19 protein-coding genes are annotated in these 21426 nt (G+C 72.5%); 11 read left to right on the top strand and 8 right to left on the bottom strand.

What is annotated here, in order from left to right; genetic code table 11:
* Positions 1-52: 52 nt before the first annotated feature.
* A complete protein-coding gene (gene fabF, locus IE255_RS03680; protein ID WP_190048626.1) occupies positions 53-1324 on the top strand; it encodes a beta-ketoacyl-ACP synthase II in 1272 nt (423 codons plus the stop codon).
* A 126-nt stretch (positions 1325-1450) separates the two neighbouring features.
* On the opposite strand, the gene IE255_RS03675 is transcribed toward fabF, so the two are convergent.
* Positions 1451-1945 carry a DUF3145 domain-containing protein gene (locus IE255_RS03675; RefSeq protein ID WP_190048625.1) on the bottom strand — a complete coding sequence of 165 codons (495 nt, stop codon included), beginning with the start codon at positions 1943-1945 and terminating at the stop codon, positions 1451-1453.
* 259 nt (positions 1946-2204) lie between these two features.
* On the opposite strand from IE255_RS03675, the gene IE255_RS03670 reads away from it, so the two are divergent.
* Both IE255_RS03670 and IE255_RS03665 read left to right on the top strand, forming a co-directional pair.
* On the top strand, positions 2205-3092 hold the full coding sequence (locus tag IE255_RS03670; RefSeq protein ID WP_190048624.1) for an SGNH/GDSL hydrolase family protein: 888 nt from the start codon (positions 2205-2207) through the stop codon (positions 3090-3092).
* A gap of 15 nt (positions 3093-3107) precedes the next feature.
* Positions 3108-4079 (top strand): aldose epimerase family protein, encoded by a 972-nt coding sequence (locus IE255_RS03665; RefSeq protein WP_190048623.1) that lies wholly within the window; start codon positions 3108-3110, stop codon positions 4077-4079.
* A gap of 81 nt (positions 4080-4160) precedes the next feature.
* Here IE255_RS03665 and IE255_RS03660 read toward each other — a convergent pair whose 3' ends face one another.
* Both IE255_RS03660 and IE255_RS03655 read right to left on the bottom strand, forming a co-directional pair.
* Positions 4161-6635, bottom strand: a complete 2475-nt coding sequence (locus tag IE255_RS03660; protein WP_190048622.1) for a beta-glucosidase H — start codon at positions 6633-6635, stop codon at positions 4161-4163.
* A gap of 82 nt (positions 6636-6717) precedes the next feature.
* Entirely contained in the window at positions 6718-7104 is a 387-nt protein-coding gene (locus tag IE255_RS03655) for a RidA family protein (RefSeq protein ID WP_190048621.1), read from the bottom strand.
* Positions 7105-7154: 50 nt separating this feature from the next.
* On the opposite strand from IE255_RS03655, the gene IE255_RS03650 reads away from it, so the two are divergent.
* Both IE255_RS03650 and IE255_RS03645 read left to right on the top strand, forming a co-directional pair.
* On the top strand, positions 7155-8093 hold the full coding sequence (locus IE255_RS03650; RefSeq protein ID WP_372487563.1) for a LysR family transcriptional regulator: 939 nt from the start codon (positions 7155-7157) through the stop codon (positions 8091-8093).
* 105 nt (positions 8094-8198) lie between these two features.
* The gene (locus IE255_RS03645) at positions 8199-9422 is read left to right on the top strand and encodes a pyroglutamyl-peptidase I (protein ID WP_190049341.1); all 1224 of its coding nucleotides are present in this window, start codon (positions 8199-8201) and stop codon (positions 9420-9422) included.
* Here IE255_RS03645 and IE255_RS03640 read toward each other — a convergent pair.
* Complete coding sequence (locus IE255_RS03640) at positions 9373-10200, bottom strand: EI24 domain-containing protein (protein ID WP_190048619.1); 828 nt, start codon at positions 10198-10200, stop codon at positions 9373-9375. The genes IE255_RS03645 and IE255_RS03640 overlap by 50 nt on opposite strands.
* A gap of 198 nt (positions 10201-10398) precedes the next feature.
* Between IE255_RS03640 and IE255_RS03635 the strand changes: the two genes are divergently transcribed.
* Positions 10399-12966: a M14 family zinc carboxypeptidase gene (locus IE255_RS03635; protein ID WP_190048618.1), complete on the top strand. Its 2568-nt coding sequence runs from the start codon at positions 10399-10401 to the stop codon at positions 12964-12966.
* A complete protein-coding gene (locus IE255_RS03630; RefSeq protein WP_190048617.1) occupies positions 12963-14108 on the top strand; it encodes a serine hydrolase domain-containing protein in 1146 nt (381 codons plus the stop codon). The genes IE255_RS03635 and IE255_RS03630 overlap by 4 nt, the downstream gene beginning before the upstream one ends.
* A gap of 68 nt (positions 14109-14176) precedes the next feature.
* Here the strand turns inward: IE255_RS03630 and IE255_RS03625 are convergent, their stop codons facing one another.
* Both IE255_RS03625 and IE255_RS03620 read right to left on the bottom strand, forming a co-directional pair.
* The gene (locus IE255_RS03625; protein ID WP_190048616.1) at positions 14177-14596 is read right to left on the bottom strand and encodes an organic hydroperoxide resistance protein; all 420 of its coding nucleotides are present in this window, start codon (positions 14594-14596) and stop codon (positions 14177-14179) included.
* A gap of 106 nt (positions 14597-14702) precedes the next feature.
* The gene (locus IE255_RS03620) at positions 14703-15725 is read right to left on the bottom strand and encodes an NADP-dependent oxidoreductase (RefSeq protein WP_190048615.1); all 1023 of its coding nucleotides are present in this window, start codon (positions 15723-15725) and stop codon (positions 14703-14705) included.
* A 102-nt stretch (positions 15726-15827) separates the two neighbouring features.
* On the opposite strand from IE255_RS03620, the gene IE255_RS03615 reads away from it, so the two are divergent.
* Complete coding sequence (locus tag IE255_RS03615) at positions 15828-16280, top strand: MarR family winged helix-turn-helix transcriptional regulator (protein ID WP_190048614.1); 453 nt, start codon at positions 15828-15830, stop codon at positions 16278-16280.
* Between the two features lie 118 nt (positions 16281-16398).
* Here IE255_RS03615 and IE255_RS03610 read toward each other — a convergent pair whose 3' ends face one another.
* Positions 16399-17214, bottom strand: a complete 816-nt coding sequence (locus tag IE255_RS03610; RefSeq protein ID WP_190048613.1) for a helix-turn-helix domain-containing protein — start codon at positions 17212-17214, stop codon at positions 16399-16401.
* A 160-nt stretch (positions 17215-17374) separates the two neighbouring features.
* Here IE255_RS03610 and IE255_RS03605 point away from each other — a divergent pair, with 160 nt between their 5' ends.
* Positions 17375-18100 (top strand): alpha/beta fold hydrolase, encoded by a 726-nt coding sequence (locus IE255_RS03605; protein WP_190048612.1) that lies wholly within the window; start codon positions 17375-17377, stop codon positions 18098-18100.
* Between the two features lie 14 nt (positions 18101-18114).
* Here the strand turns inward: IE255_RS03605 and IE255_RS03600 are convergent, their stop codons facing one another.
* Positions 18115-18942, bottom strand: coding sequence for an SCO2400 family protein (locus IE255_RS03600; protein WP_190048611.1), 828 nt, complete (start codon positions 18940-18942; stop codon positions 18115-18117).
* A gap of 243 nt (positions 18943-19185) precedes the next feature.
* Between IE255_RS03600 and IE255_RS03595 the strand changes: the two genes are divergently transcribed.
* Together IE255_RS03595 and IE255_RS03590 are read left to right on the top strand one after the other, a co-directional pair.
* Positions 19186-20349 (top strand): mandelate racemase/muconate lactonizing enzyme family protein, encoded by a 1164-nt coding sequence (locus tag IE255_RS03595; RefSeq protein ID WP_190049340.1) that lies wholly within the window; start codon positions 19186-19188, stop codon positions 20347-20349.
* A 61-nt stretch (positions 20350-20410) separates the two neighbouring features.
* Positions 20411-21415 (top strand): zinc-dependent alcohol dehydrogenase, encoded by a 1005-nt coding sequence (locus IE255_RS03590; protein WP_190048610.1) that lies wholly within the window; start codon positions 20411-20413, stop codon positions 21413-21415.
* Positions 21416-21426: the final 11 nt, after the last annotated feature.

Here is a 21426-nt window from a genome sequence, read left to right as displayed (position 1 = left end):
CCCCGCCAATGCGGGGGTTGTCCTCCTCGTATCCGTTGGAGAAAGAATTCCCGTGAGCTCGACCAATCGCACCGTGGTCGTCACCGGTATCGGCGCAACCACACCGCTGGGTGGCGACGCAGCCTCTACCTGGGAGGGCCTGGTCGCCGGACGTTCCGGCGTCAAGCCCCTGGAGCAGGACTGGGCCGCCGAGCAGGCGGTCCGCATCGCGGCCCCGGTCGCCGTGGAGCCGACCGAGGTCATCCCGCGGCCGCAGGCCCGCCGACTGGACCGCTCGGCGCAGTTCGCGCTGATCGCGGCCAAGGAGGCCTGGGCCGACGCCGGTTTCGAAGCCAAGGCCGGCGAGGACCCGAACGTGGATCCCGACCGGCTGGGCGCGGTCATCGCCTCCGGTATCGGCGGCGTGACGACGCTGCTCGACCAGTACGACGTGCTGAAGGAGAAGGGCGTCCGCCGCGTCTCCCCGCACACCGTTCCCATGCTGATGCCCAACAGCCCGTCGGCCAACGTCGGGTTGGCCGTGGGGGCCCGGGCGGGCGTGCACACGCCGGTCTCCGCCTGCGCCTCGGGCGCCGAGGCCATCGGCTACGCCATCGAGATGATCCGCACCGGCCGCGCCGACGTCGTCGTCGCGGGTGGTACGGAGGCGGCGATCCACCCGCTGCCCATCGCCGCGTTCGGCAACATGATGGCGATGTCCAAGAACAACGACGACCCGCAGGGTGCGTCGCGTCCCTACGACGTGGCCCGTGACGGCTTCGTCCTCGGCGAGGGCGCCGGTGTCGTCGTCCTGGAGTCCGCCGAGCACGCCGCGAAGCGCGGGGCCCGGGTGTACGCCGAGGCGGTCGGGCAGGGCATCTCCGCCGACAGCCACGACATCGTGCAGCCGGAGCCGGAGGGGCGGGGCATCTCGCACGCCCTGCAGAACCTGCTGGAGCGCACCGACCTGGACCCGGCGGAGATCGTGCACGTCAACGCGCACGCGACGTCGACGCCGGCCGGTGACATCGCCGAGCTGAAGGCGCTGCGGAAGGTGTTCGGTGACGACACCGACCACATCGCGGTGTCCGCGACGAAGTCGATGACCGGGCATCTGCTCGGTGGTGCGGGTGGTGTGGAGACGGTGGCGACCGTGCTCGCGCTGTACCACCGGGTGGCTCCGCCGACCATCAACGTGGAGAACCTCGACCCGGAGGCGGAGGCGAATGCCGATGTGGTCCGGGGTGAGGCTCGGAAGCTGCCGGTCGAGGGGCGTATCGCCGCGTTGAACGACTCGTTCGGGTTCGGTGGGCACAACGTGGTGCTGGCGTTCCGGACGGTTTGATCCTGAGCGTTGTTCGGCCCGAACTCCCGGTGGGGGGTTCGGGCCGTTCGCCGTTTTTGTGGCGCCTTGTGTGCCGCGTGCGTGCCGGTGGGGGTTGTTCGCGCAGTTCCCCGCGCCCCTAAAGGCTCACACCACCTGGTGGAGCCAGCGGACCGGGGCGCCTTCGCCTGCGTAGCGGAAGGGTTCCAACTCGTCGTCCCAGGGCTTGCCGAGGAGCTTGTTGATTTCGGCCTCCAGGTCGGTCTCCCCCTGCCGGCTGCGTTGCAGCGCCGCGCGCAGGCGGTCCTCGGGGATGAGGATGTCGCCGTGGATGCCGGTGACGGCGTGGAAGATGCCCAGGTCGGGGGTGCAGCTGTAGCGCTCGCCCTCGGCGGTGGGGCAGGGTTCCGCGGTGACCTCGAAGCGCAGGAGGTGCCAGCCGCGCAGTGCGGAGGCCAGTTTGGAGGCCGTGCCGGCCTGGCCCTGCCAGGAGAACTCCGAGCGCCAGGTGCCCGGGGCGGCGGGCTGCCGGATCCAGTCCAGGCTGACGCGCGTGCCGAGCACCCCGGCGACGGCCCACTCGACGTGCGGGCACAGCGCGCGCGGCGCGGAGTGCACGTACAGAACCCCACGTGTCGTCACCGGAACCTCCGGGCAGAGCGGACCATCTTGGAAACGGGCGGAACGGCGGTGACCGGGAGGGTCACGCTGATGGCGAGGCTACCGTGCGGTGGCGCAAGGAGTGTGACGTACGGTCGGTCCCGGTGCCGGGAAACGCCTGCCATTCACCCAGGGGGACGCTTGTACGGGTGTGAGCCGTTGCACCTGATCGGTCGGGAACCCTCGTGCGTTGTTATTGGTTGGGGAGACAGGCACGGCGCGGCGAGGGGATGGACCAGGGATGCGGAAGCGAAGCCACCGCTCGCGGGTCGTTCTTGCCGTGGCCGCTGCGGCCGTGGTGGGTGTGGCCGGGTGTGATGCCGTGGGGGGCGACTCCCCCGCCCCGTCCGATGCCGCCAGGCCGTCCCCCAGGCCCACGCCCCTGTGGGATCGCACACCGAGTTCCGTCGCCGCCGTCGGCGACTCCATCACGCGCGGCTTCGACGCCTGTGACGTGCTGTCGGACTGTCCGGAGGCGTCCTGGGCGACCGGCACCAGTCCCGAGGTCGACTCGCTCGCCGTGCGGCTGCTGGGGCGGGCCGGGGCCGTCGAGCGGAGCTGGAACTACGCGGTGACGGGGGCGCGGATGGCCGACCTGCCCGGGCAGCTGGCCCAGGCGGTGCGGCGCAAGCCCCAGCTGGTGACGGTGATGGTCGGGGCGAACGACGCCTGCCGGGCCACGCCCTCGGCGATGACCCCGGTCTCCGCGTTCCGCGCCGACTTCGAGGACTCCCTGCGCTCCCTGCGCAAGGCCCTGCCCAGGACGCAGGTGTTCGTGGCGAGCGTGCCGGATCTGAAGCGGCTGTGGTCCGAGGGCCGTGGCAGCTCGATGGCCAAGCAGGTGTGGCAGCTGGGTATCTGCCCGTCGATGCTGGGCGACGCGGACGCCCTGGACACGGCGGCGACGCTGCGGCGGGACACGGTGCAGAAGCGGGTGGAGGACTACAACAAGGTCCTGAAGGAGGTCTGCGCCGAGGACAAGCGGTGCCGCTACGACGGCGGCGCGGTGTACGACTACCGCTTCGGCACGGCCCAGTTGAGCCGCTGGGACTACTTCCACCCCAGTGTGAACGGACAGGCCCGGTTGGCGGAGATCGCGTACCGCACCGTCACGGCGAAAAGCCCCTGACTTAGAGTTCCGCACATGGACGAACTCTTCGGCACACTTTCCGACGGGACCCCGGTGCACCGCTGGACCCTGGAGCGGGCGGGCGTACGGGTGCGGGTGCTGTCGTACGGCGGGATCGTGCAGTCCGTGGAGGTGCCGGACCGGGAGGGGCGGGCCGGGGACGTGGTGCTGGGGTTCGCGGATCTCGACGGGTATCTCGCCCATCCGGAGCCGTATCTCGGCGCCCTGGTCGGGCGGTACGCCAACCGGATCGCGGGCGGCCGGTTCTCGCTGGACGGGCGGACGTACGCGCTCGAACCGAACAACGGTCCGAACTCGCTGCACGGTGGAGCCCGGGGGTTCGACCAGCGGATGTGGGACGCGGCCCCGGTGGAGCACGGGGTGCGGCTGTCGCGGGTCAGTCCGCACGGCGAGGAGGGGTTCCCGGGGCGGCTGGCGGTCTCGGCGACGTACGCGCTGCTGGAGAGCGGGGCGCTGCGGATCGTGTACGAGGCGGTGACGGACGCGCCGACCGTGGTGAACCTGACCAACCACAGCTACTGGGACCTGGGCGGTTCGCGCGACGCGGGCGGGCACGAGCTGCGGCTGGCGGCCTCCCGGTACACGCCGGTCGACGCGGACCTGATCCCGGCCGGCGGCCTGGACGACGTGACCGGCACGCGCTTCGACTTCCGCGAGGCCCGCAAGGTCGGCGCCGGCTACGACCACAACTTCGTGCTGGACAAGGGCGTGACGGACGTCCCGGTGGAGGTCGCCGAGCTGCACGATCCGGCGTCCGGGCGGGTGCTGACGGTGGCGACCACCGAGCCCGGCCTCCAGCTGTACACCGCCGACCATCTGTCCGAGCCCTTCGCGCCCGGCGACGGCATCGCGCTGGAGACGCAGCACTTCCCCGACTCCCCGAACCGGCCGGAGTTCCCGACGACCGTGCTGCGGCCGGGCGAGGTGTTCCGCTCGGAGACGGTGTACGGGTTCGGCACCCGCTGACCACTGAGGTGGCAAGCCACGAGCCCCGGTCCGGAGGTCAGGTCCCGGACCGGGGCTGCTGAGTGGGGAACGCGTCCCGTCTCAGACGTTAATCGTCGCGGTGATCCTGCGGTCCGTGATCGAGCGCCCGACCTGGATCTCGTACGAACCCTTCACAAACGACCACGAGCCGGTCGCTTCGTCCCAGATCTCGAAGGCCCGGCGCGGAAGTTCGACGGTCGCCTCGACGCTCTCGCCGGGTGCGGCCTCGACGCCCGCGAAACCGGCGAGCCGGCGTGCCGGGCGGGTGGGGTCGGTCTCGCTCGGGGCCAGGTAGAGCTGGACGACCTCGCGGCCGGGGCGGTCGCCGGTGTTGCGGAGGCGGACCTTCGCGGTGGTCCCTCCGGCGGTCCCTTCCAGTTCGACCGACTCGTAGGTCCAGTCGGTGTAGCCGAGGCCGTGGCCGAACGGGTAGGCGGGGGTGCGGCCGTGCTTCTCCCAGGCGCGGTAGCCGATGAAGACGTCCTCGTCGTACGGGAGTTCGCCGTTCTCCGGGACGACCCGGGTGACCGGGGCGTCGGCCAGAGAGCCCCAGGTGGTGGGCAGCCGGCCGCCGGGCTCGTGGGCGCCGGTGAGCACGTCCGCGAGGGCCGCGCCGCCCTCCTGGCCGGGGAACCAGGTGAGGAGCACGGCGGCGACGTCGTCGCGCCACGGCAGTTCCACCGGGGAGCCGGAGTTGACGACCACGACGGTGTTCGGGTTGGCGGCGGCGACGGCCCGGACCAGGTCGTCCTGGCGGCCGGGCAGACGCAGGTCCGTGCGGTCGAAGCCCTCGGACTCGACGCGTTCGGTGGTGGCGACCACGACGACGGCCGTGTCGGCGGCGCGGGCGGCAGCGGCGGCCTCGGCGATCAGCTCGTCGGGATCGCGCCGGGGCGCCTGGTGGGCGAGGGTGAAGGCGACGGCCTGCACGGCGGCGTCGTCGGGGACGTGGACGGCATGGGTGAGGGAGACGTCGACCGGTTCGCCCGCGGTGAGGTCCACCTGGGCGCGGGGCTCGGGGGCGCCGAAGAAGCTGACGAAGGGGCCGTCCTTGGCGGGGCGCTGGACGTCGTCGTAGTACGTCGTGCCGCCGATGGTGAGGGTGAAGGCACCCAGGCCCTTGATGCCGAAGGTGTGCGGGCCGGTCTCGCGCGGGGTGAAGGTGCCGGTCAGTTCGACGGTGTGGAGGTTGGCGTGGGTGACGCCGTCGGGGAGGTCGGAGCCCATCCACTGGATCTGGCCGCCCGGTGCGGTGCGGGTGCCGATGACCTCGCCGGCGGCGTCGCGGCAGACGGCGTGCAGTGCGAATCCCCGGTCGGCGACGGCGAGTTCGGTGCTCGGGTCGGCTCCGACGGTGTAGGTGAGGCAGCCCTCGGGGAGGGCGGCGGTGAGGCCGTCGAGCGGGGAGACGGTCCGGGCGGGGAAGACGGTCGCGGAGCCGCCGCCGAGGACGCGGGCGTCGCGGGCGGCGGCGCCGATCAGCGCGATCCGGCCGGGCTTCAGCGGCAGTACGCCGTTCTCGTTGCGGACGAGGACGAAGGAGCGGCGGGCGATCTCGCGGGCGAGCGCCTCGCCGTGGACGGGCTCGGGCAGGTCGGTGACGACCGGGTCGGCGCCCTGGAGGATGCCGACCCGGGCGGCGAGGCGCAGGACGCGGCGGACGGCCTCGTCGACCCGGGCCTCGTCGGCCTCGCCGTCCCGCACGGCCCGGGCGAGGGCCTCGCCGTACACGGTGCGCGGTCCGGGCATGGCGATGTCCAGGCCGCCCGCGAGGGCGCCGGTGGTGGAGCGTGCGGCCAGCCAGTCGGAGACGTTGACGCCGTCGAAGCCCCACTCGCCGCGCAGCACCTCGTCGACCAGGTGGTGGTGTTCGGTCATCGTCGTGCCGTTGACCGCGTTGTAGGCGGTCATGATGCCCCACGGGTGGGCGTTCTCGACGATGAACTCGAAGGGCGCCAGGTACAGCTCGCGCAGGGCGCGTTCGCTCACGAGGTTGTTCACCGTGAAGCGGTCGGTCTCGGCGTCGTTGGCGACGAAGTGCTTGACGGTGGTGCCGACGCCGCCGGACTGGACGCCGCGGACGTACTCGGCGCCGATCCGCCCGGTCAGGTACGGGTCCTCGCTGTAGGCCTCGAAGTGGCGGCCGCCCAGCGGGGAGCGGTGCAGGTTGACCGTGGGGGCGAGCAGGACGTGGACGCCCTTGCGGCGGGCCTCCTGGGCGAGCAGCACGCCTGCCCTGCGGGCGAGTCCGGGGTCCCAGGTGGCGGCGAGCGCGGTCGGTGACGGCAGGGCGACGGACGGGTCGTCGGCGCTCCAGTGCACCCCGCGGACGCCGATGGGGCCGTCGGACATGACCAGCGACGGCAGGCCCACCTCCGGCAGCGCGGGCAGGCTCCACATGTCCTGGCCGGCCAGCAGCCGTGCCTTGGCGTCCAGGTCGAGCTTGCCGAGGGCCGCCTCGACCGCCGCCTCGCGCCGTACCTCTGCTGTCTCCGCCACGTCGGCCTCCTGGTTGAAGTCGATGTACGTCCTCATCCTGCCGCGCCGGCATGGCCGGTGGACATGGCGCCCGCGGTCCGCGGCTTCCTGACCCTGCCGGGCGAGAGCGCCGAGTGACCTAGCGGGCGGGTACGGCGGCCACGACCTCCACCTCGACGAGGGCCTCGGGGCGGAAGAGCCGGGACGCCTCGAAGGTCATGCTGGTCGGCGGGGTCCCGGTGAGGAACTGCCGCCGTACGGTGCCGTATTCCTCCAGCCGGGAGATGTCGGTCAGATACGTGCGGATGTTGACCACGTCGGCCAGGGTCGCGCCGTGCGCGTGGAGCAGCGCGGTGAGGGTCTCGAAGACGCCCCGGGTCTGCTCGGCGAGCGTGTCGCCCTCGGCGATCTGCCCGGAGACGAACAACAGGGCGCTGCCGTCGGCCTGTTCGAGGCGGGCGACCTGGGAGTAGTAGGGGCTGAGGGGCTGGGGCGCGGAGGCGGGGTTGTCCAGGGTGATCTGCATGCCGCCGACGCTAGGTGCGACGTCACTGATGCGACAAGCGAATGTCTAGCATGGCTCCCATGCCGACCACGCATGACGAGATGCCCGAGCTCTCGACCGTCTGGCTGCGGGTCTTCCTGGAGGTCGCGCGGCACGGCTCGTTCACGGTGGCCGCCCGGGCGCTCGGCTGGACGCAGTCCGCTGTGTCCCGGCAAGTCGCCTCGCTGGAGGCCGCGTTGGGAGGCGGGCCGCTCTTCGACCGGCTGCCGCGCGGCGTCCGGCTGACGGAGGCCGGGCGGCTCCTGGTACCGCACGCCGAGACGGTCGCCGCCGCGCTGCACGACGCCCGGCGCGCACTCGACGCCCTGCGCGAGGCGGCCGGCGGACGCCTCCGGTTCGGCGCCTTCGCCACCGCCGACGCGGCCCTGGTGCCGCAGGCCCTGGCCCGCTTCCGCGCCCGCCACCCCGGGGTCCGCGTCACCCGCGAGGAGGGCTTCACCCCTGCTCTCCTGGACCGGCTGACGGCCGGTCACCTGGACCTCGCGATCGTGTCGACGACGGGCCGCGCACCGCTGAGGTCGTACGAGCTGCACCACCTCCTCGACGAGCCGCTGTACCTCGCGCTCCCGGCCGGCCATCCCCTCGCCGGCCACGAGGGCCCGGTGCCGCTCGGCCGGTTCGCCGACGCCGACTGGATCTCCGGCAGCCCGCGCCCCGAGGGCACCCTCCTGGAGGCGGCCCTGCGCCAGGGCTTCCGGCCGCGTGTCGCCCATGTCGTCGGCGAGTGGACCGCCAAGCAGGGCTATGTCGCCGCCGGGCTCGGCGTGACGCTCGTGCCCGCGCTCGCCGCCGAGGCGGTACGCCCGGACGTCAGGCTGCTGCGGGTGCTCGACGCGGGCGGCCCGGCCCGGGCGGTGTACGCGGCGGCCGTACGGGGCCGGACCCTGAGCCCGGCCGCCGTGGCGTTCCTGGGCGCGCTGCGGGAGGCGGCGGCGACGATCCCCGCCTGAGCCCCGCCCATGGCGTGGCCCCCACCCGCCACGCGATACTGCCGCCGTCCGGCACCACGCCACCGCACCGCCCACCGCGACGGAAGGCCCAACCTCCTTGAACTCATACGCGTTCGCCTCGGCGTCCTCGGCCTCGCCCTGCTGACCGGCCTCACCGCTCCCCCGGCCGCGAGTGCCGCCGAGGCGGCCCCCTCCCCCACCGTCGAGGAGCGGCGGCTCGACCGGGCCGTCCCGCAGGAGATCCTGCGCCGCTCCGGCTTCGACACGGTGGCCCCGCGGCTGGCCCGGGCGCTCGACGCGGCCCGCTCCTACGGGGACGCCCGCCGGGCCGTCACCCGCGAGGGGTCGCGGCTGTGGCAGCGGGCCGTGGACCGGGCGCAGGGGCGCGGGCCCTCGGGCGGCGACCTGAGCCGGGACGACGACCGGCCGCTGTACTGGGCGCGGCTCGGCATGACGCGGGAAGTGCGCACCTGGGAGCCGGAGTTCGGCCTGACGGACCGGCAGCGGGCCGCGCTGCTGGACGAGCTGGAGCGCACCTCGCGCGGCCAGACGGCCATCGGCTACCCGCACGGCAAGGGCCTGAAGCGGATCCTGCTCACCGGCTTCGACCCCTTCACCCTGGACCGGGACATCCGCATCTCCAACCCGTCCGGCGCCACCGCGCTCGCCCTCGACGGCACGGTCATCGAGACGGCGGACGGCCCGGCCCGGATCGAGACGGCCGTGTTCCCGGTGCGCTGGCGGGACTTCACGGAAGGGACGGTGGAGCGGGCGCTGCGGCCCCACCTCAAGAAGGTCGACCTGTTCACGACCGTGAGCCAGGGCCGGGTCGGGCGGTTCGACATCGAGCGGACCAACGGGGCCTGGCGCGGCGGCTTCGGGGACAACGACAACATCGGCCGCACGGAGACGATCCCCGTCACGGACCCGGCCTCACAGCCCCAGTGGACGACCACCACGCTGCCGTACCGGGCGATCGTCGCCGCGGACACCGGCCGTTTCCCGGTGTACGACAACACGAGCGTCACGGAGATCCCGGCGGGCGGCACCGAGCCCGTCGTACGCCCGGACGGCCCGACGCCCGGTTCCACCGCCCGCCAGGGGGGCGGCGGGGACTACCTCTCCAACGAGATCGCCTACCGGGCCACGCTGCTGCGCGACCGGCTCGGGCTGCACGACGTCCTGCCGGGGGGCCATGTGCACACGCCGGTGCTCCAGTTCGGCGCCGGGAACACCACCGAGGTCACCGACCCGGAGTTCGTGCGGAACCGGCTGGACATCATCGCCCAGGTGAGGACGATCCTGAGGGTGGCTTCGGAAGAGTCGTGACGGCCCCGTCGCCCTCCTCGCCGCCGTCCCGGATCTCCTCGCCCAGGAGTTCCCGCGCCATGAGGGTGGCGCCCGCGACCGCGCCCGGCATCAGGAACACCGCGACGAACGGCACCAGGAAGGATACGGCCAGCGGCGTGCCGAAGCCCCAGACCAGGGTCTTGCGGGAGCGGAGCAGGCCGAGCCGGGTGCGCAGTTCGACGCCGCGGCGCTGGAGGGCGACGGAGGTCAGTTCCTCGGTGAGGAAGAACCCGGTGACGAAGAACCCGACCACCGGTACGGCCGTCTGGCCGACGACCGGGATGAATCCGCACGCGAACAGCAGCACGCCCCACAGGGCGGCCCGCAGGACGATCCGGAGGCTGTCGCGGGCGGAGATCCACAGTTCGCGCCAGAGCGGCAGCCCCGACTCGGGCGCGTGCCCGTCCGGGGACACGTCCCGGTCGACCTTCTCGGAGAGGTTCTCGTAGAAGGGCTGCCCGACCAGCAGCGTCACCGCGGTGAACGTCACGACGGACAGGAGCAGGCCGAGGGCGAACAGCACGGCGGTCAGGAAGCCGCGGAAGAGGCCGAGCCACGGGCTCGACCAGTCGTCGGCGAACGGCGTCGCCCAGGCCACGGCGTCCTCGCCCCACAGCGCCAGCGCGACGAGCGCCGCCGCGTACAGGACGAGGGTGATCAGGCCCGGGAGCAGCCCGAAGCCGTAACTCCTGCCGTGCCGGGCCACCCATCGCTGGCCTTTCAGCAGGTACCGGAAACCCACCCCGAGATCGCGCATGGGACGACCCTATCGGGGCCGGTGTCGCGCTCTTGACGCGCTCCGGTCACACCGCTGTCACAGGCCGCCCGGGTCAGGTGAGGCGCGCTCCGTGGAGCCATCCGGGTCACCGGTGACACCAACGCGCCCTTGTTGCCGTTGAGTCGAACCGGTACACCTCGCCGTACCGATCTCAGGAAGCCCCGGAGGAGGTACTGCGTGCGCACCACGAGAACCGTTCCTGCGAGACCCGCGCTGATCGTCACCCTCACCCTCGCCACGGCGGGTTCACTCCTGCTGGCCCCCGGCACCGCCGGCGCGGACCCGAAGCCCGTCACCCGCGAGGGGGCCGCCGTCGACGACCACGCGGCCCGGACACCCGAGAGCACGGCCGAACGGGCTCTGACCGCGGAGGTCTCCTCCGGCAGCGCGACCCGCGGTTACCCCCGGCGCCAGACCCTCTCCCCCGACCCGGTGAACCCCGGCGACAAGTCCCTGAAGCTGGGCCTCACCCCGTACCACGCGATCGCCCCGAAGCTGAACGCGCTCCAGCGCCTCGGCGACCGGGTGAGCGTGGAGGTGACGGGCCGCTCGGCCGGCGGCCGGCGCCTCTACCTCGTCACCGTCACCGCCCCGGAGACCACCCGCCAGGCCCGCGCCCAGGAGCGGATGCGGGACCTGATCGAGAACGCGCCTGCGACGGCCGCCAAGTCCCCTGAGATCAAGCGCGCTTACAAGACCCCGGTCTTCGTCAACAGCAACATCCACGGCAACGAGTGGGAGGGCACGGACGCCGCCCTGAGGATCGTCGAGCGGCTCGCGACCGCCCAGGACTCCAAGACCAGGGACCTCCTCGCGCACAGCCGCCTGTACTTCAACGTCACGGCCAACCCGGACGGCCGTATCGCGGGCACCCGGGCCAACGCCAACGGCTTCGATCTGAACCGGGACTTCGTCACCGCTTCCCAGCCCGAGACACGTGTCATGCGGCGGATCGAGCTCGACAAGCAGCCGGCCGTCCTGCTCGACCTGCACGGCTACGTCAACGGCACCCTCATCGAGCCCACCACTCCCCCGCACGGCGAGAACTACGAGTACGACCTCTTCCTGAAGCACACCTATGCCAACGCCCTCGGCATGGAGTCCGCCGTCAACGCCCTCGGCTACACGCCCGCCAAGGACGGCGTGGAACCGGCCCAGATCCCGTTCCGCGACCAGGAGGAGGGCTGGGACGACTGGCCGCCGATCTTCACCCCGCAGTACGCGGCCTTCCACGGCACGGTGGCCGCCCACACGGTGGAGATCCCGCTGGCGGTGAACAACGAGGAGTACGACGAACTGCCCGTCCCGGAGCTGCGCCGCCGCGCGGCGGTCAACACGGCCGTGGCGGGCGCGGCGATCCGCGCGACCCTGAACCACGTCCGCGAGCACCGCACCGACCTCATCACCGACCAGATCGAGGTCTTCCGCCGCGGCGCGGCCGGCGCCCCGCAGGTGCCGGTGTCGCCGGAGACGGTCCCCGGCGTGCCCGGCATCGGCCCGGAGGACGTCTACACGACCACCTTCCCGCGCGCCTACGTCATCCCGCCGGGCACCTCGCGCACCCAGCGCTCGGCGCCGGCCGCCGCGCGCCTGGTCGACCACCTGCTCGCCAACGACGTCCGCGTCACCCGTGCCACCCGCCCCTTCCGCCTCGCCGGGCGGACGTATCCCGAGGGCTCCTACGTCGTCGACCTGCACCAGCCCAAGCGCGGCATGGCGAACGTGCTGCTGGCCGACGGCCGGGACATCAGTGACCGGGTCTCGGAGATGTACGACATCTCCGGCTGGAGCCTGAGTCGCCTGTGGGACGCCACGGTCGAGCGGGTGCCGTCGGGGAGCCTGCGGGGCGCGCCCCTGCGCCCGGTCACCGAGGCCGTACCGGTCGCCCAGGTGCCCGCGCGGGGCGACCTCCGGCTGCGCCTGACCGACCCGCGCGAGGTCGCGGCCCTCAACTCCCTTCTCCGGGACGGGGTCCGCGTGCGCCAGGCATCGGACGGCAGCGCGATCGTCCCGGCGTCGGCCCGCCGCGCGGCGCTCGCCGCCGCCCGCACCCACGACGTCGCCTTCACGGCCACGCGCCTGACCGGCACCACGCCCCTGCGCCGCCTCCGCGTCGCCGCCGCCGTCACGCCGGGTGAGCTGTTCGCCCTGCGGGAGATGGGCTTCGACGTCACCCCGGTCTCGACGGCGGTCCTGAACGCGGGCTTCGACTGGTCCGGCACGGACGTGCTGTTCGTCTCCGCCGGCCTGGACCACGCCGCCCTGACGGCCCCCGCCCGCACGGCCCTGGACGCCTTCCTCGACGACCACGGCCTGGTCGGCCGGGGCGCGACGGGAGCGGCCCTCAACACGGCTGCGGGCCTGCTGGCCGTCACGCCGGTCGAGGGCAACGAAGCCGCCAACGGCGTCGTCCGCGTGGCGAACTCGGGCGGCATCACCCGCGACGCACCGCCCCACGGCTTCGTCTACGCCCCGCTCTGGTTCACCGGCCTCGGCCCCGGCGTGCGCGTGGAGCAGTCGTACGCGACCGGGAACCCGCTGGTCTCCGGGCACTGGCGTCCGCTGCGGGACGGCACGGGCGGCCCTGCCGGGGCCGCGGGGCAGGCCTCGGTGGTCAGCGGCGGGCACACGGTCCTGTTCGGCACCGAGCCCCTCTTCCGGGACCATCCGAAGGGGGAATTCCCGCAGGTGGCACGGGCATTGTTCACAGTGGCACACAGCGGTTCAGTTGAGGAGAGCGGATGACGCAGGAGATCCACGGCACCGTAGCCGACGGCTTCGAGGGGGTGCGCGAGGAGTTCGCCGCGTTCGTGGCCGGGGAGCGCCCCGACTACGAGGGCCAGCTGTGCGCCTACGTGCACGGCCGCAAGGTCGTCGACCTGTGGGCGGGGACCGACGCGGACGCCCTCTACGCCGTGTTCTCGTCCACCAAGGGCGCCGCCTCCCTGGTCGTCGCCCTCCTCGTCCAGGACGGCACGCTCGAACTGGACCGCAAGGTGACGTACTACTGGCCGGAGTTCGCGGCCGAGGGCAAGGGCGGCCTGACGCTGCGCGACCTGCTCGCGCACCGGGCCGGCGTGGTCGGCACGGACAGCGGCTTCACCCTCGCGGAGCTGGCCGACGACCGCCAGCTCGCCGAACGCCTCGCCGACCAGCGGCCGTTCTGGCGCCCCGGCACGGCCTTCGGCTACCACGCGCTGGTCGGCGGCGCCCTGGCCGGCGAGGTCGTCCGCCGCGCCACGGGCCGCACGCTCCAGGAGGTCTACCAGGAGCGGGTCAGGGCCCCGTACGGCCTGGACTTCTTCCTCGGCCTGCCCGCGCCCCAGGAGCCCCGCTTCCGCACCACCCAGCCGATGGCCCCGACCCCCGACCAGCAGGCCCTCCTCGACGCCGCGCCCACGGGCCCGCACGCGCTCGGCTCGATCGCGTTCAACCGCCACGCGCCCGATCCGACCGACCTGGCCTCGCTCCCCAACACGCCGCTGGTGCGCGCGAAGGGCCCGGCGTCCGTGGGCGGAGTGGCGTCGGCGCGGGGCCTGGCGGGGATGTACGCGGCGGCGATCAGCGAGGTGGGCGAGCAGGCGCCACTGCTGAAGCCGGACACCGTGGCGGAGTTCGGCCAGTTCCACTCGGCCGGCTACGACCTGGTGGCCCGGGCCCACAAGTCGTTCGGGCTCGGCTTCCAGACCACGGCCGACACGTGGCACCCGTTCCTCGGCGCCGGGACGATCGGGCACAGCGGCGCGAGCGGCTCCCAGGCCTTCGCGGACCCGTGGAGCGGCCTCGCGTACGGCTACACGCGCCGCCGGTTCGCCTTCCCCGGCGGGGCCGCCCCGGAGAACAACCGCCTGGCGCGGGCGATCCACCGGGCGGCGCTCGCCCGCTGAGCCCGGGCGCGGGCGGAGGCCGCACCCCACGTCCAAGGATGCGGCCTCCGCGTAGGCAACGACTGTCGTCAGACGAGCGTCACGGTGATGTTCCCGCGAGTCGCCTTCGAGTACGGGCACACCTCGTGGGCCTTCTCGATCAGCGACCGCGCGGTGCCCCGGTCGACCTTGGGGATGTCGGCCGAGATCTCGACGATGATCCCGAACCCGTCACCGTTCTTCCCGAGGCCGACCTTCGCGGTCACGGTCGAACCGGTGAGATCGGCACCCTCCTGACGGGCGACGACACCGAGAGCCCCCTGGAAGCAGGCGCTGTACCCGGCGGCGAACAGCTGCTCGGGGTTGGTGCCGGCGCCGCTCCCGCCCATCGCCTGGGGCGGATTGACGACGACGTCGAGCCGGCCGTCATCGGTGGCCACCCGCCCGTCGCGCCCACCCTCGGCGGTGGCGACGGCGGTGTACAGGACGTCGGACTGCTGGATCGGCATGCGGTTGTGTTCCTTCGGTCGTCCGCCGCGGCTCGCGCCCGGGCCGGGACGGATTCGGAAAGAAACTACCGCATGCCGGAATGCCAGCAAAGGGCGGCGGGGGCCGTCAGAGCTTGACGATCATCTTCCCGGTGTTGTCGCCACGCAGAACACCAAGGAACGCCTCCAGGTTGTTCTCGATGCCCTCGACGACGGTCTCCCGGTACTTCAGCTCCCCGGAGGCGACCCAGGGGGCGACCTCCCGCACGAACTGCGACTGGAGGTCGTAGTGGTCCCCGACCAGGAAGCCTTCTATGCGGCCGCGGGTCTGGATGAGGCGGGCGAGGTTCTTCGGGCCCGGGGCGGGCTCGGTGTTGTTGTAGACCGAGATCATCCCGCAGACGGCGATCCGGCCGCCCTCGTTGAGGGACCCGATGGCGGCCTCCAGGTGATCACCGCCGACGTTGTCGAAGTAGACGTCGATCCCGTCGGGGGCGGCGGCGCGCAGCTGCTCGCTCACCGGCCCGTCCTTGTAGTTGAAGGCGGCGTCGAAGCCGTACTCCTCCACGAGGAGCTTCACCTTCTCCGCCGACCCGGCGGACCCGATGACCCGCGAGGCCCCCTTCAGCCTGGCGATCTGCCCGACCTGGCCGCCCACGGCCCCGGCGGCACCGGAGACGAAGACGGCGTCGCCCTCCTTGAAGGCGGCGGTGCGCAGCAGCCCCGCGTAGGCGGTGAGGCCGGTCATGCCCAGGACACCGAGGTAGGTCGACAGCGGAGCGGCGTCCGGGTCCACCTTCACGGCGTTCTTGCCGCTGACGACGGCGTACTCGCGCCACCCGGAGAAGTGCAGCACGTGGTCCCCGACGGACAACCCCTCCGCGTCGGAGGCCACGACCTCGCCGACGGCACCGCCCTGCATGACCTTGCCCAGCTCGAACGGGGCGACGTAGGACTTCGCGGCGCTCATCCGGCCGCGCATGTACGGGTCCACGGAGAGGTACTTGTTCCGGACGAGGACCTGCCCCTCACCGGGCTGCCGCACCTCCGCCTCGACCAGGGCGAAGTCCTCGGGCTTCGGCCAGCCCACCGGGCGGCTGAGCAGGTGCCATTCGCGGCTGACGGCGGGGAGGGTGGGGGTGTCGGTCATGGTGCGCCTGTCCTCACGTGGTTCGAGCGAATGTTTCAGTACCTGAAACAACCATGCTCCTGAAAATTTCAGGTTGTCAAATAACCGGGTACCCTCGATCGCATGGCCTCCACCACACCGACCCCCCGGACCACCGCCAACCGCCCCGATCCGCTGACCCTCGAGGTCGTCGAGCTCATCGGGGAGGTGGTGGCGCGGTTCCACCAGGACTACGAGGAGGCGGCGGCGGAACACGCCCTCACGGGGGCGCAGGCGCGGCTGCTGAGCCTGCTGTGCCTGGAGCCGCTGCCGATGCGGAGGCTTGCGCAGCGGTTGAAGTGCGAGCCGTCGAACGTCACGGGGATCGTGGACCGGCTGGAGGCGCGAGGGCTGGTGGAGCGGCGGCCGGATCCCACGGACCGGAGGGTGAAGGTGGCTGCGGCGACGGCGGACGGGCGGCGGATGGCGCGGAGCCTGCGGGAGTCGCTGCGGTTTGCGCGGGAGCCGCTTGCCGGGCTCTCCGAGGGGGAGCGGGTGGCGTTGCGGGATGCGTTGCGGGGGATGTTGGCGGGGTAGTGGGGGCGTTTTTGGATGCTCGGCGTTCGAGGTGGGGCCGGGTGGGTGCGCAACTCGGCGCTACGAGGTGCCGCTTCTTTGGGACGGGTGCCGCCCTTAGCGGCACGATTTCCCGCAGCTAGGCGCACTCGGCCAGGAGTGCCAGCTTGTCCGCGTTTTCGGTGGTGGGGTCCGGGTGGTAGATGGCGAGTGTCTGGCCTGTCGTGCCGGCGATGCCTAGCCGTTCGCGGTTCAGGCGTAGGCGGCCTAGCTGGGGGTGGTCGATGTGCTTGGCCGTGCCTTCGCACGCCACCACGTCGTGGCGGGCCCAGAGTCGGCGGAAGCGCGGGCTGGCGAGGGAGAGTTCGGCGACGAGTTCGGTGAACCGGGGGTCGGCCGTGTCGGTGCCGGCGGACTGGCGGAAGGCGGCGACCATGCCCTCGGTGGCGTTCTCCCAGTCCGGGTGGAGGGCCTGCTCGGTGGGGTCGAGGAACACGTCCCGCAGGCGGTTGGCCCCCGGCGCGAGGCGCGGTGACAGCGCGGTCGCCAGGGCGTTGGCGGCCAGTACGTCGAAGTAGCGGCCCTCGACGACCGCCGGCAGCGGGAGCGTGGCGACGAGCTGGGCGATGCCCTCGGGCACGGCCTCCCGCCGGGGCCGGGACCCGCCCCGGCGGGGTGGGCCGGCGCCGAGGCGCAGGAGGTGTGCCGTCGCGGCGTCGTCGAGCCGCAGCGCGCGGGCGAGGGACTCCAGGACCTGCGCGGAGGGGTTGCGGTCGCGGCCCTGCTCCAGGCGCAGGTAGTAGTCGGCGCTGATGCCGGCGAGCATCGCGACCTCCTCCCGGCGCAGGCCCGGTACGCGCCTGACCCCGGACGCCGGGATACCGACCTGTTCGGGGGTGACGAGCTCACGGCGGGCGCGCACGTAATCGCCCAGCGGGTTCGGTTCGCCGGTCATCTCCCCACTGTATGCGCGCAGTTGAGCGTGTGCCTGGCCCTGTCACCCCCAGGACCTCGGGGACCCTGGCGCGGCAGGAGGGCGGGCGGCCAGGCTGGCCCTCCGAGTGGACGGAAACAGGCCGGACACTGAGCGAGGGAACACAGCGAGGAGCGAAACCATGTCGACGTATCTGCTGGTGCACGGCGCCTGGCACAGTGGGCGGTGCTGGGAGAGGGTGGTGCCGTTGCTGGCCTCGGCCGGGCATCGGGTGCTCGCGCCGTCGCTGACCGGCTACGGCGACACGGCGCACCTGCTCAGCCGCGAGGTGGGGCTCGACACGCACGTCGACGACATCGTCGACCTGATCGCCGCGGAAAACCTCACCGAGGTGATCCTCGTGGGTCACAGCTACGCCGGACTGGTCATCTCGTCCGCGGCCAACCGCGTCCCGGACCGGATCGCCCATCTGGTCTACCTCGACGCGATGGTCCCGGAGGACGGCGAGAGCGCGGCCGATGTCCTGCCCGTGACCCAGGCCCTGATCGACCTCGCCGAGAAGTCCGAGAGCGGCTGGCGGGTTCCGCCCCTGCCCGAGTTGCCGCCGCCCGCGGGCCTGTTCGGGGTCACCGACCCGGCGGACGTCGCCTGGCTGCACTCGATGCTGTCGGACCAGCCGGTGCGCTGCCTGACGCAACCGGTCCGGCTGGACAACCCGGCCGTACGCAAGATCCCGCGGACCCACATCCACTGCGTCGCCGACGGGCCCGAAGGCCTTGACCGGCGCCCCGTCCCCGCGCTCCAGCCCAACGGCTCCCCGGCACAGGTGTGGGAACTGCCGACCGGCCACGACTGCATGATCACCATGCCGGCCGAGCTCGCCGAACTGCTGCTCAGGCTGGGCTGATCCTGACCCTGGCCCTACGTGCACCACCAGAGGAACTGCTTGCAGGTCTCCGAAGGTGACGGTTCCGGCTCGGGGGGCGGGGTCGTCCGGTCCGATGTCGGCTTCGGAGCCGGGGGCGGGGGCGCGGCCGTAGGGTCCGATGCCGGCCGGCTCGGGGACGTGCCCGCCGCGGTCGACTCGGGATCGCGCGGAGTCTCCTCGTCCGCCGGGGACTTGGACTTCTCGTCCTTCGGGGACTCCGAGGCCGACGGTGAGTCGGAAGCGCCCGGAGAGGGGGATTCCGACGCTCCGTCAGCCCCCGTTCCCGGGCCCGGGGATCGTCCCGGCTCCCCCGCCTCGGCGGTCGCGTCACCGTCCGCCGACTCGCCCCCGGCCGCAGCCGGCTTCGGTGTCGACTTCGGCGCGTCCATGCCGAGTTCGGCGAGACTCAGTCCGCCCGCCGCCAGCACGAACCCCGCCGCGACGAACAGCGTCCGGCGCCGCCGACGGCGATGTGCCGCCGCCTTCCGGTCCCGCCGGCTCGTCCCGGCCGGGCCCTCGGCGACCGGCCCGTGCCCCCGTCCGCGTCCACGCCGCCGCGCGGCACGCCCCGACGGCTCGCCGTCGGCTTCGCCGTCATCGTCGCGTTCATCGCGTTCGTCGTATTCGCCGTCCGGGTCGGCCGGCTCGTCCGACCCGTGCGACCCGTGGGCGGTGCTCTCGCCCCCGTCGGACGCGGACGCGGCGTCGTACACACCGCCGTACTCCGGCTCGCGCCAGCGCAGCGCGTCGGCAGAGGTGCCGCACCCCGGGCACGCGAGGGCGCCGTTCAGGTGCCGTCGGCACGGGTCGCAATAGTCCATGACGCGGGAAGATTAAGTTCCGCGCCTGTCGCGTTCCTAGCTCCAGCTGTGAAGGTTCTGTAGGGACACTCCCCGCCCCTGGTTTCGAAACTGTCGAAACCGTTATGCGCGCGACCCATTGACACCCCTGCCGCCCCGTCCTTACTGTCACGCCAGCATTTCGAACGTGTGACGAAATCTCGAACACGCTCGAACTGGATGACTGACAGAACTGAGCCGACGAAGCTGCGAGGGACAACCGCCGTGCGCATCACCGGAATCAGCACACACGTGGTCGGGACGCCGTGGCGCAACCTGACGTACGTCCAGGTGCACACCGACGAGGGAATCACCGGAGTCGGCGAGACCCGGATGCTGGGACACACCGACGCCCTTCTCGGTTACCTGAAGGAAGCCCAGGCCAACCACATTCTCGGCTCCGACCCGTTCGCTGTCGAGGACCTCGTCAAGCGGATGAAGTACGGCGACTACGGCCGTGCGGGCGAGATCGTGATGTCCGGCATCGCCGTGATCGAGATGGCCTGCTGGGACATCAAGGGCAAGGCCCTCGGCGTCCCCGTCTGGCAGCTGCTGGGCGGCAAGGTCACCGACAAGGTCAAGGCGTACGCCAACGGCTGGTACACCACCGAGCGCACCCCGGAGGCGTACCACAAGGCCGCTCAGGGGGTCATGGAGCGCGGTTATCGGGCGCTCAAGATCGACCCGTTCGGCACCGGCCACTTCGAGCTGGACCACAAGGAGACCCTGTACGCCGTCTCCCTGATCGAGGCGGTCCGGGACGCCATCGGCCCCGAGGCCGAGCTGATGCTGGAGATGCACGGCCGCTTCTCCCCCGCCACGGCCGTGCGCCTGGCCAAGGAGCTGGCGCCGTTCAAGCCGGCGTGGCTGGAGGAGCCGGTCCCGCCGGAGAACCTGAAGGCACTGGAGAAGGTCGCCGCCAAGGTCGACATGCCGGTCGCCACGGGTGAGCGCATCCACGACCGGATCGAGTTCCGCGAGCTGTTCGACAGCCAGGCCGTGGACATCATCCAGCCGGACGTCGGCCATATCGGTGGAATCTGGGAGACCCGGAAGCTCGCCGCGACCGCCGAGACCCACTACATGCTGGTGGCTCCCCACAACGTGGGCGGCTCGGTCCTGACCGCCGCGAGCCTCCAGGTGGGCTTCACCTCCCCGAACTTCAAGATCCTTGAGCACTTCAACGACTTCGCGGACGCGGAGATCAAGAAGGTCGTCAAGGGCGCCCCGCAGGTGAACCCGGAGGACGGCTGCTTCCACCTCTCCGACGCCCCGGGCCTGGGCGTGGAGCTGGACGTGGACGCCGCCGCGGAGTTCCCGCAGCAGCAGGCCCGCTTCGACCTGTGGGCGGAAGGCTGGGAGCAGCGCAAGCCCAAGGGCAGCCAGTGACCGTCCGGCACCCGGAAACCCGGAACCGGCGACCGAAACCTTCGAAACCCGGAGGAGCGACGTGAGCACCGCGGTAGTCATCGACGCCCCGGGCGAGCACCGCCTCGTCCCGCACGAGCCCCGGCGGCCCGAGGCCGGCGAGGCCCTGGTGCGCGTCCACGCCTCCGGCATCTGCGGCAGCGACCGCGAGGTGTACCAGGGCAACCGCCCCGAGGGCTATGTGCGCTACCCGCTCACCCCGGGCCACGAGTGGTCCGGGACGGTCGAGGCGGTGGGCGCCGGTGTCCCCGGGTCCCTCGTCGGCCGCAAGGTCGTCGGTGAGGGCTTCCGCAACTGCCAGGTCTGCGACCGCTGCCACGCGGGCGACACGACCCTGTGCACGGCCGGCTACGAGGAGACCGGGTTCACCCAGCCGGGCGCGATGGCGGCCACGCTGACGCTCCCGGCGCGTCTCCTGCACGCCCTCCCGGACGACTGCGACCTCACGGCCGCGGCCCTCCTGGAGCCCGCCGCGTGCATCGCGGCCGCCGCGCTGAAGGGCAACGCCCAGCCCGGCGAGCGCGTCGCCGTGGTCGGCACCGGCACGCTCGGCATGTTCGCCGTGCAGTTCCTGAAGGCGAACTCGCCGACGGAGCTGCTGGTGGTCGGCACCCGGCGGGACCGGGAGGCGCTGTCGCGGCAGTACGGCGCGACGGACTTCCGGACGAAGGACCAGGACCTCCCGGACGACTTCGACGTGGTGATCGAGACGGCCGGGTCCGCGGACGCCGCGCGGCTCTCCGCCGCCCTGCTCCGGCGGGGCGGCCGGCTGGTCCTGACCGGGATCCCGGCGCCGGGTGCCGACGGTCTCGACCCGACCGATCTCGTCGTACGGCAGCTGGAGGTGCACACCGTCTTCGGTGCTCCGCCGGACGCCTGGGCGCACACGGTGCGGGTGTTCGCCGCCGGGCTGCTCGACCCGCTGCCGCTGGTGACGCACGAGCTGCCGCTCGCCGAGTTCTCGCAGGCCATCGAGCTGGTGGGAGCAGGCGATCCGAAGGTGGGCAAGGTGCTGCTCCGCCCCTAGACGTACGCCGG

Origin of the sequence: Streptomyces lomondensis (assembly GCF_014651035.1) — a bacterium.
Lineage (GTDB): Bacteria > Actinomycetota > Actinomycetes > Streptomycetales > Streptomycetaceae > Streptomyces > Streptomyces lomondensis.
Note: the sequence above shows the minus strand (reverse complement) of the source record. Positions and strands in the feature narration are given on the sequence as shown.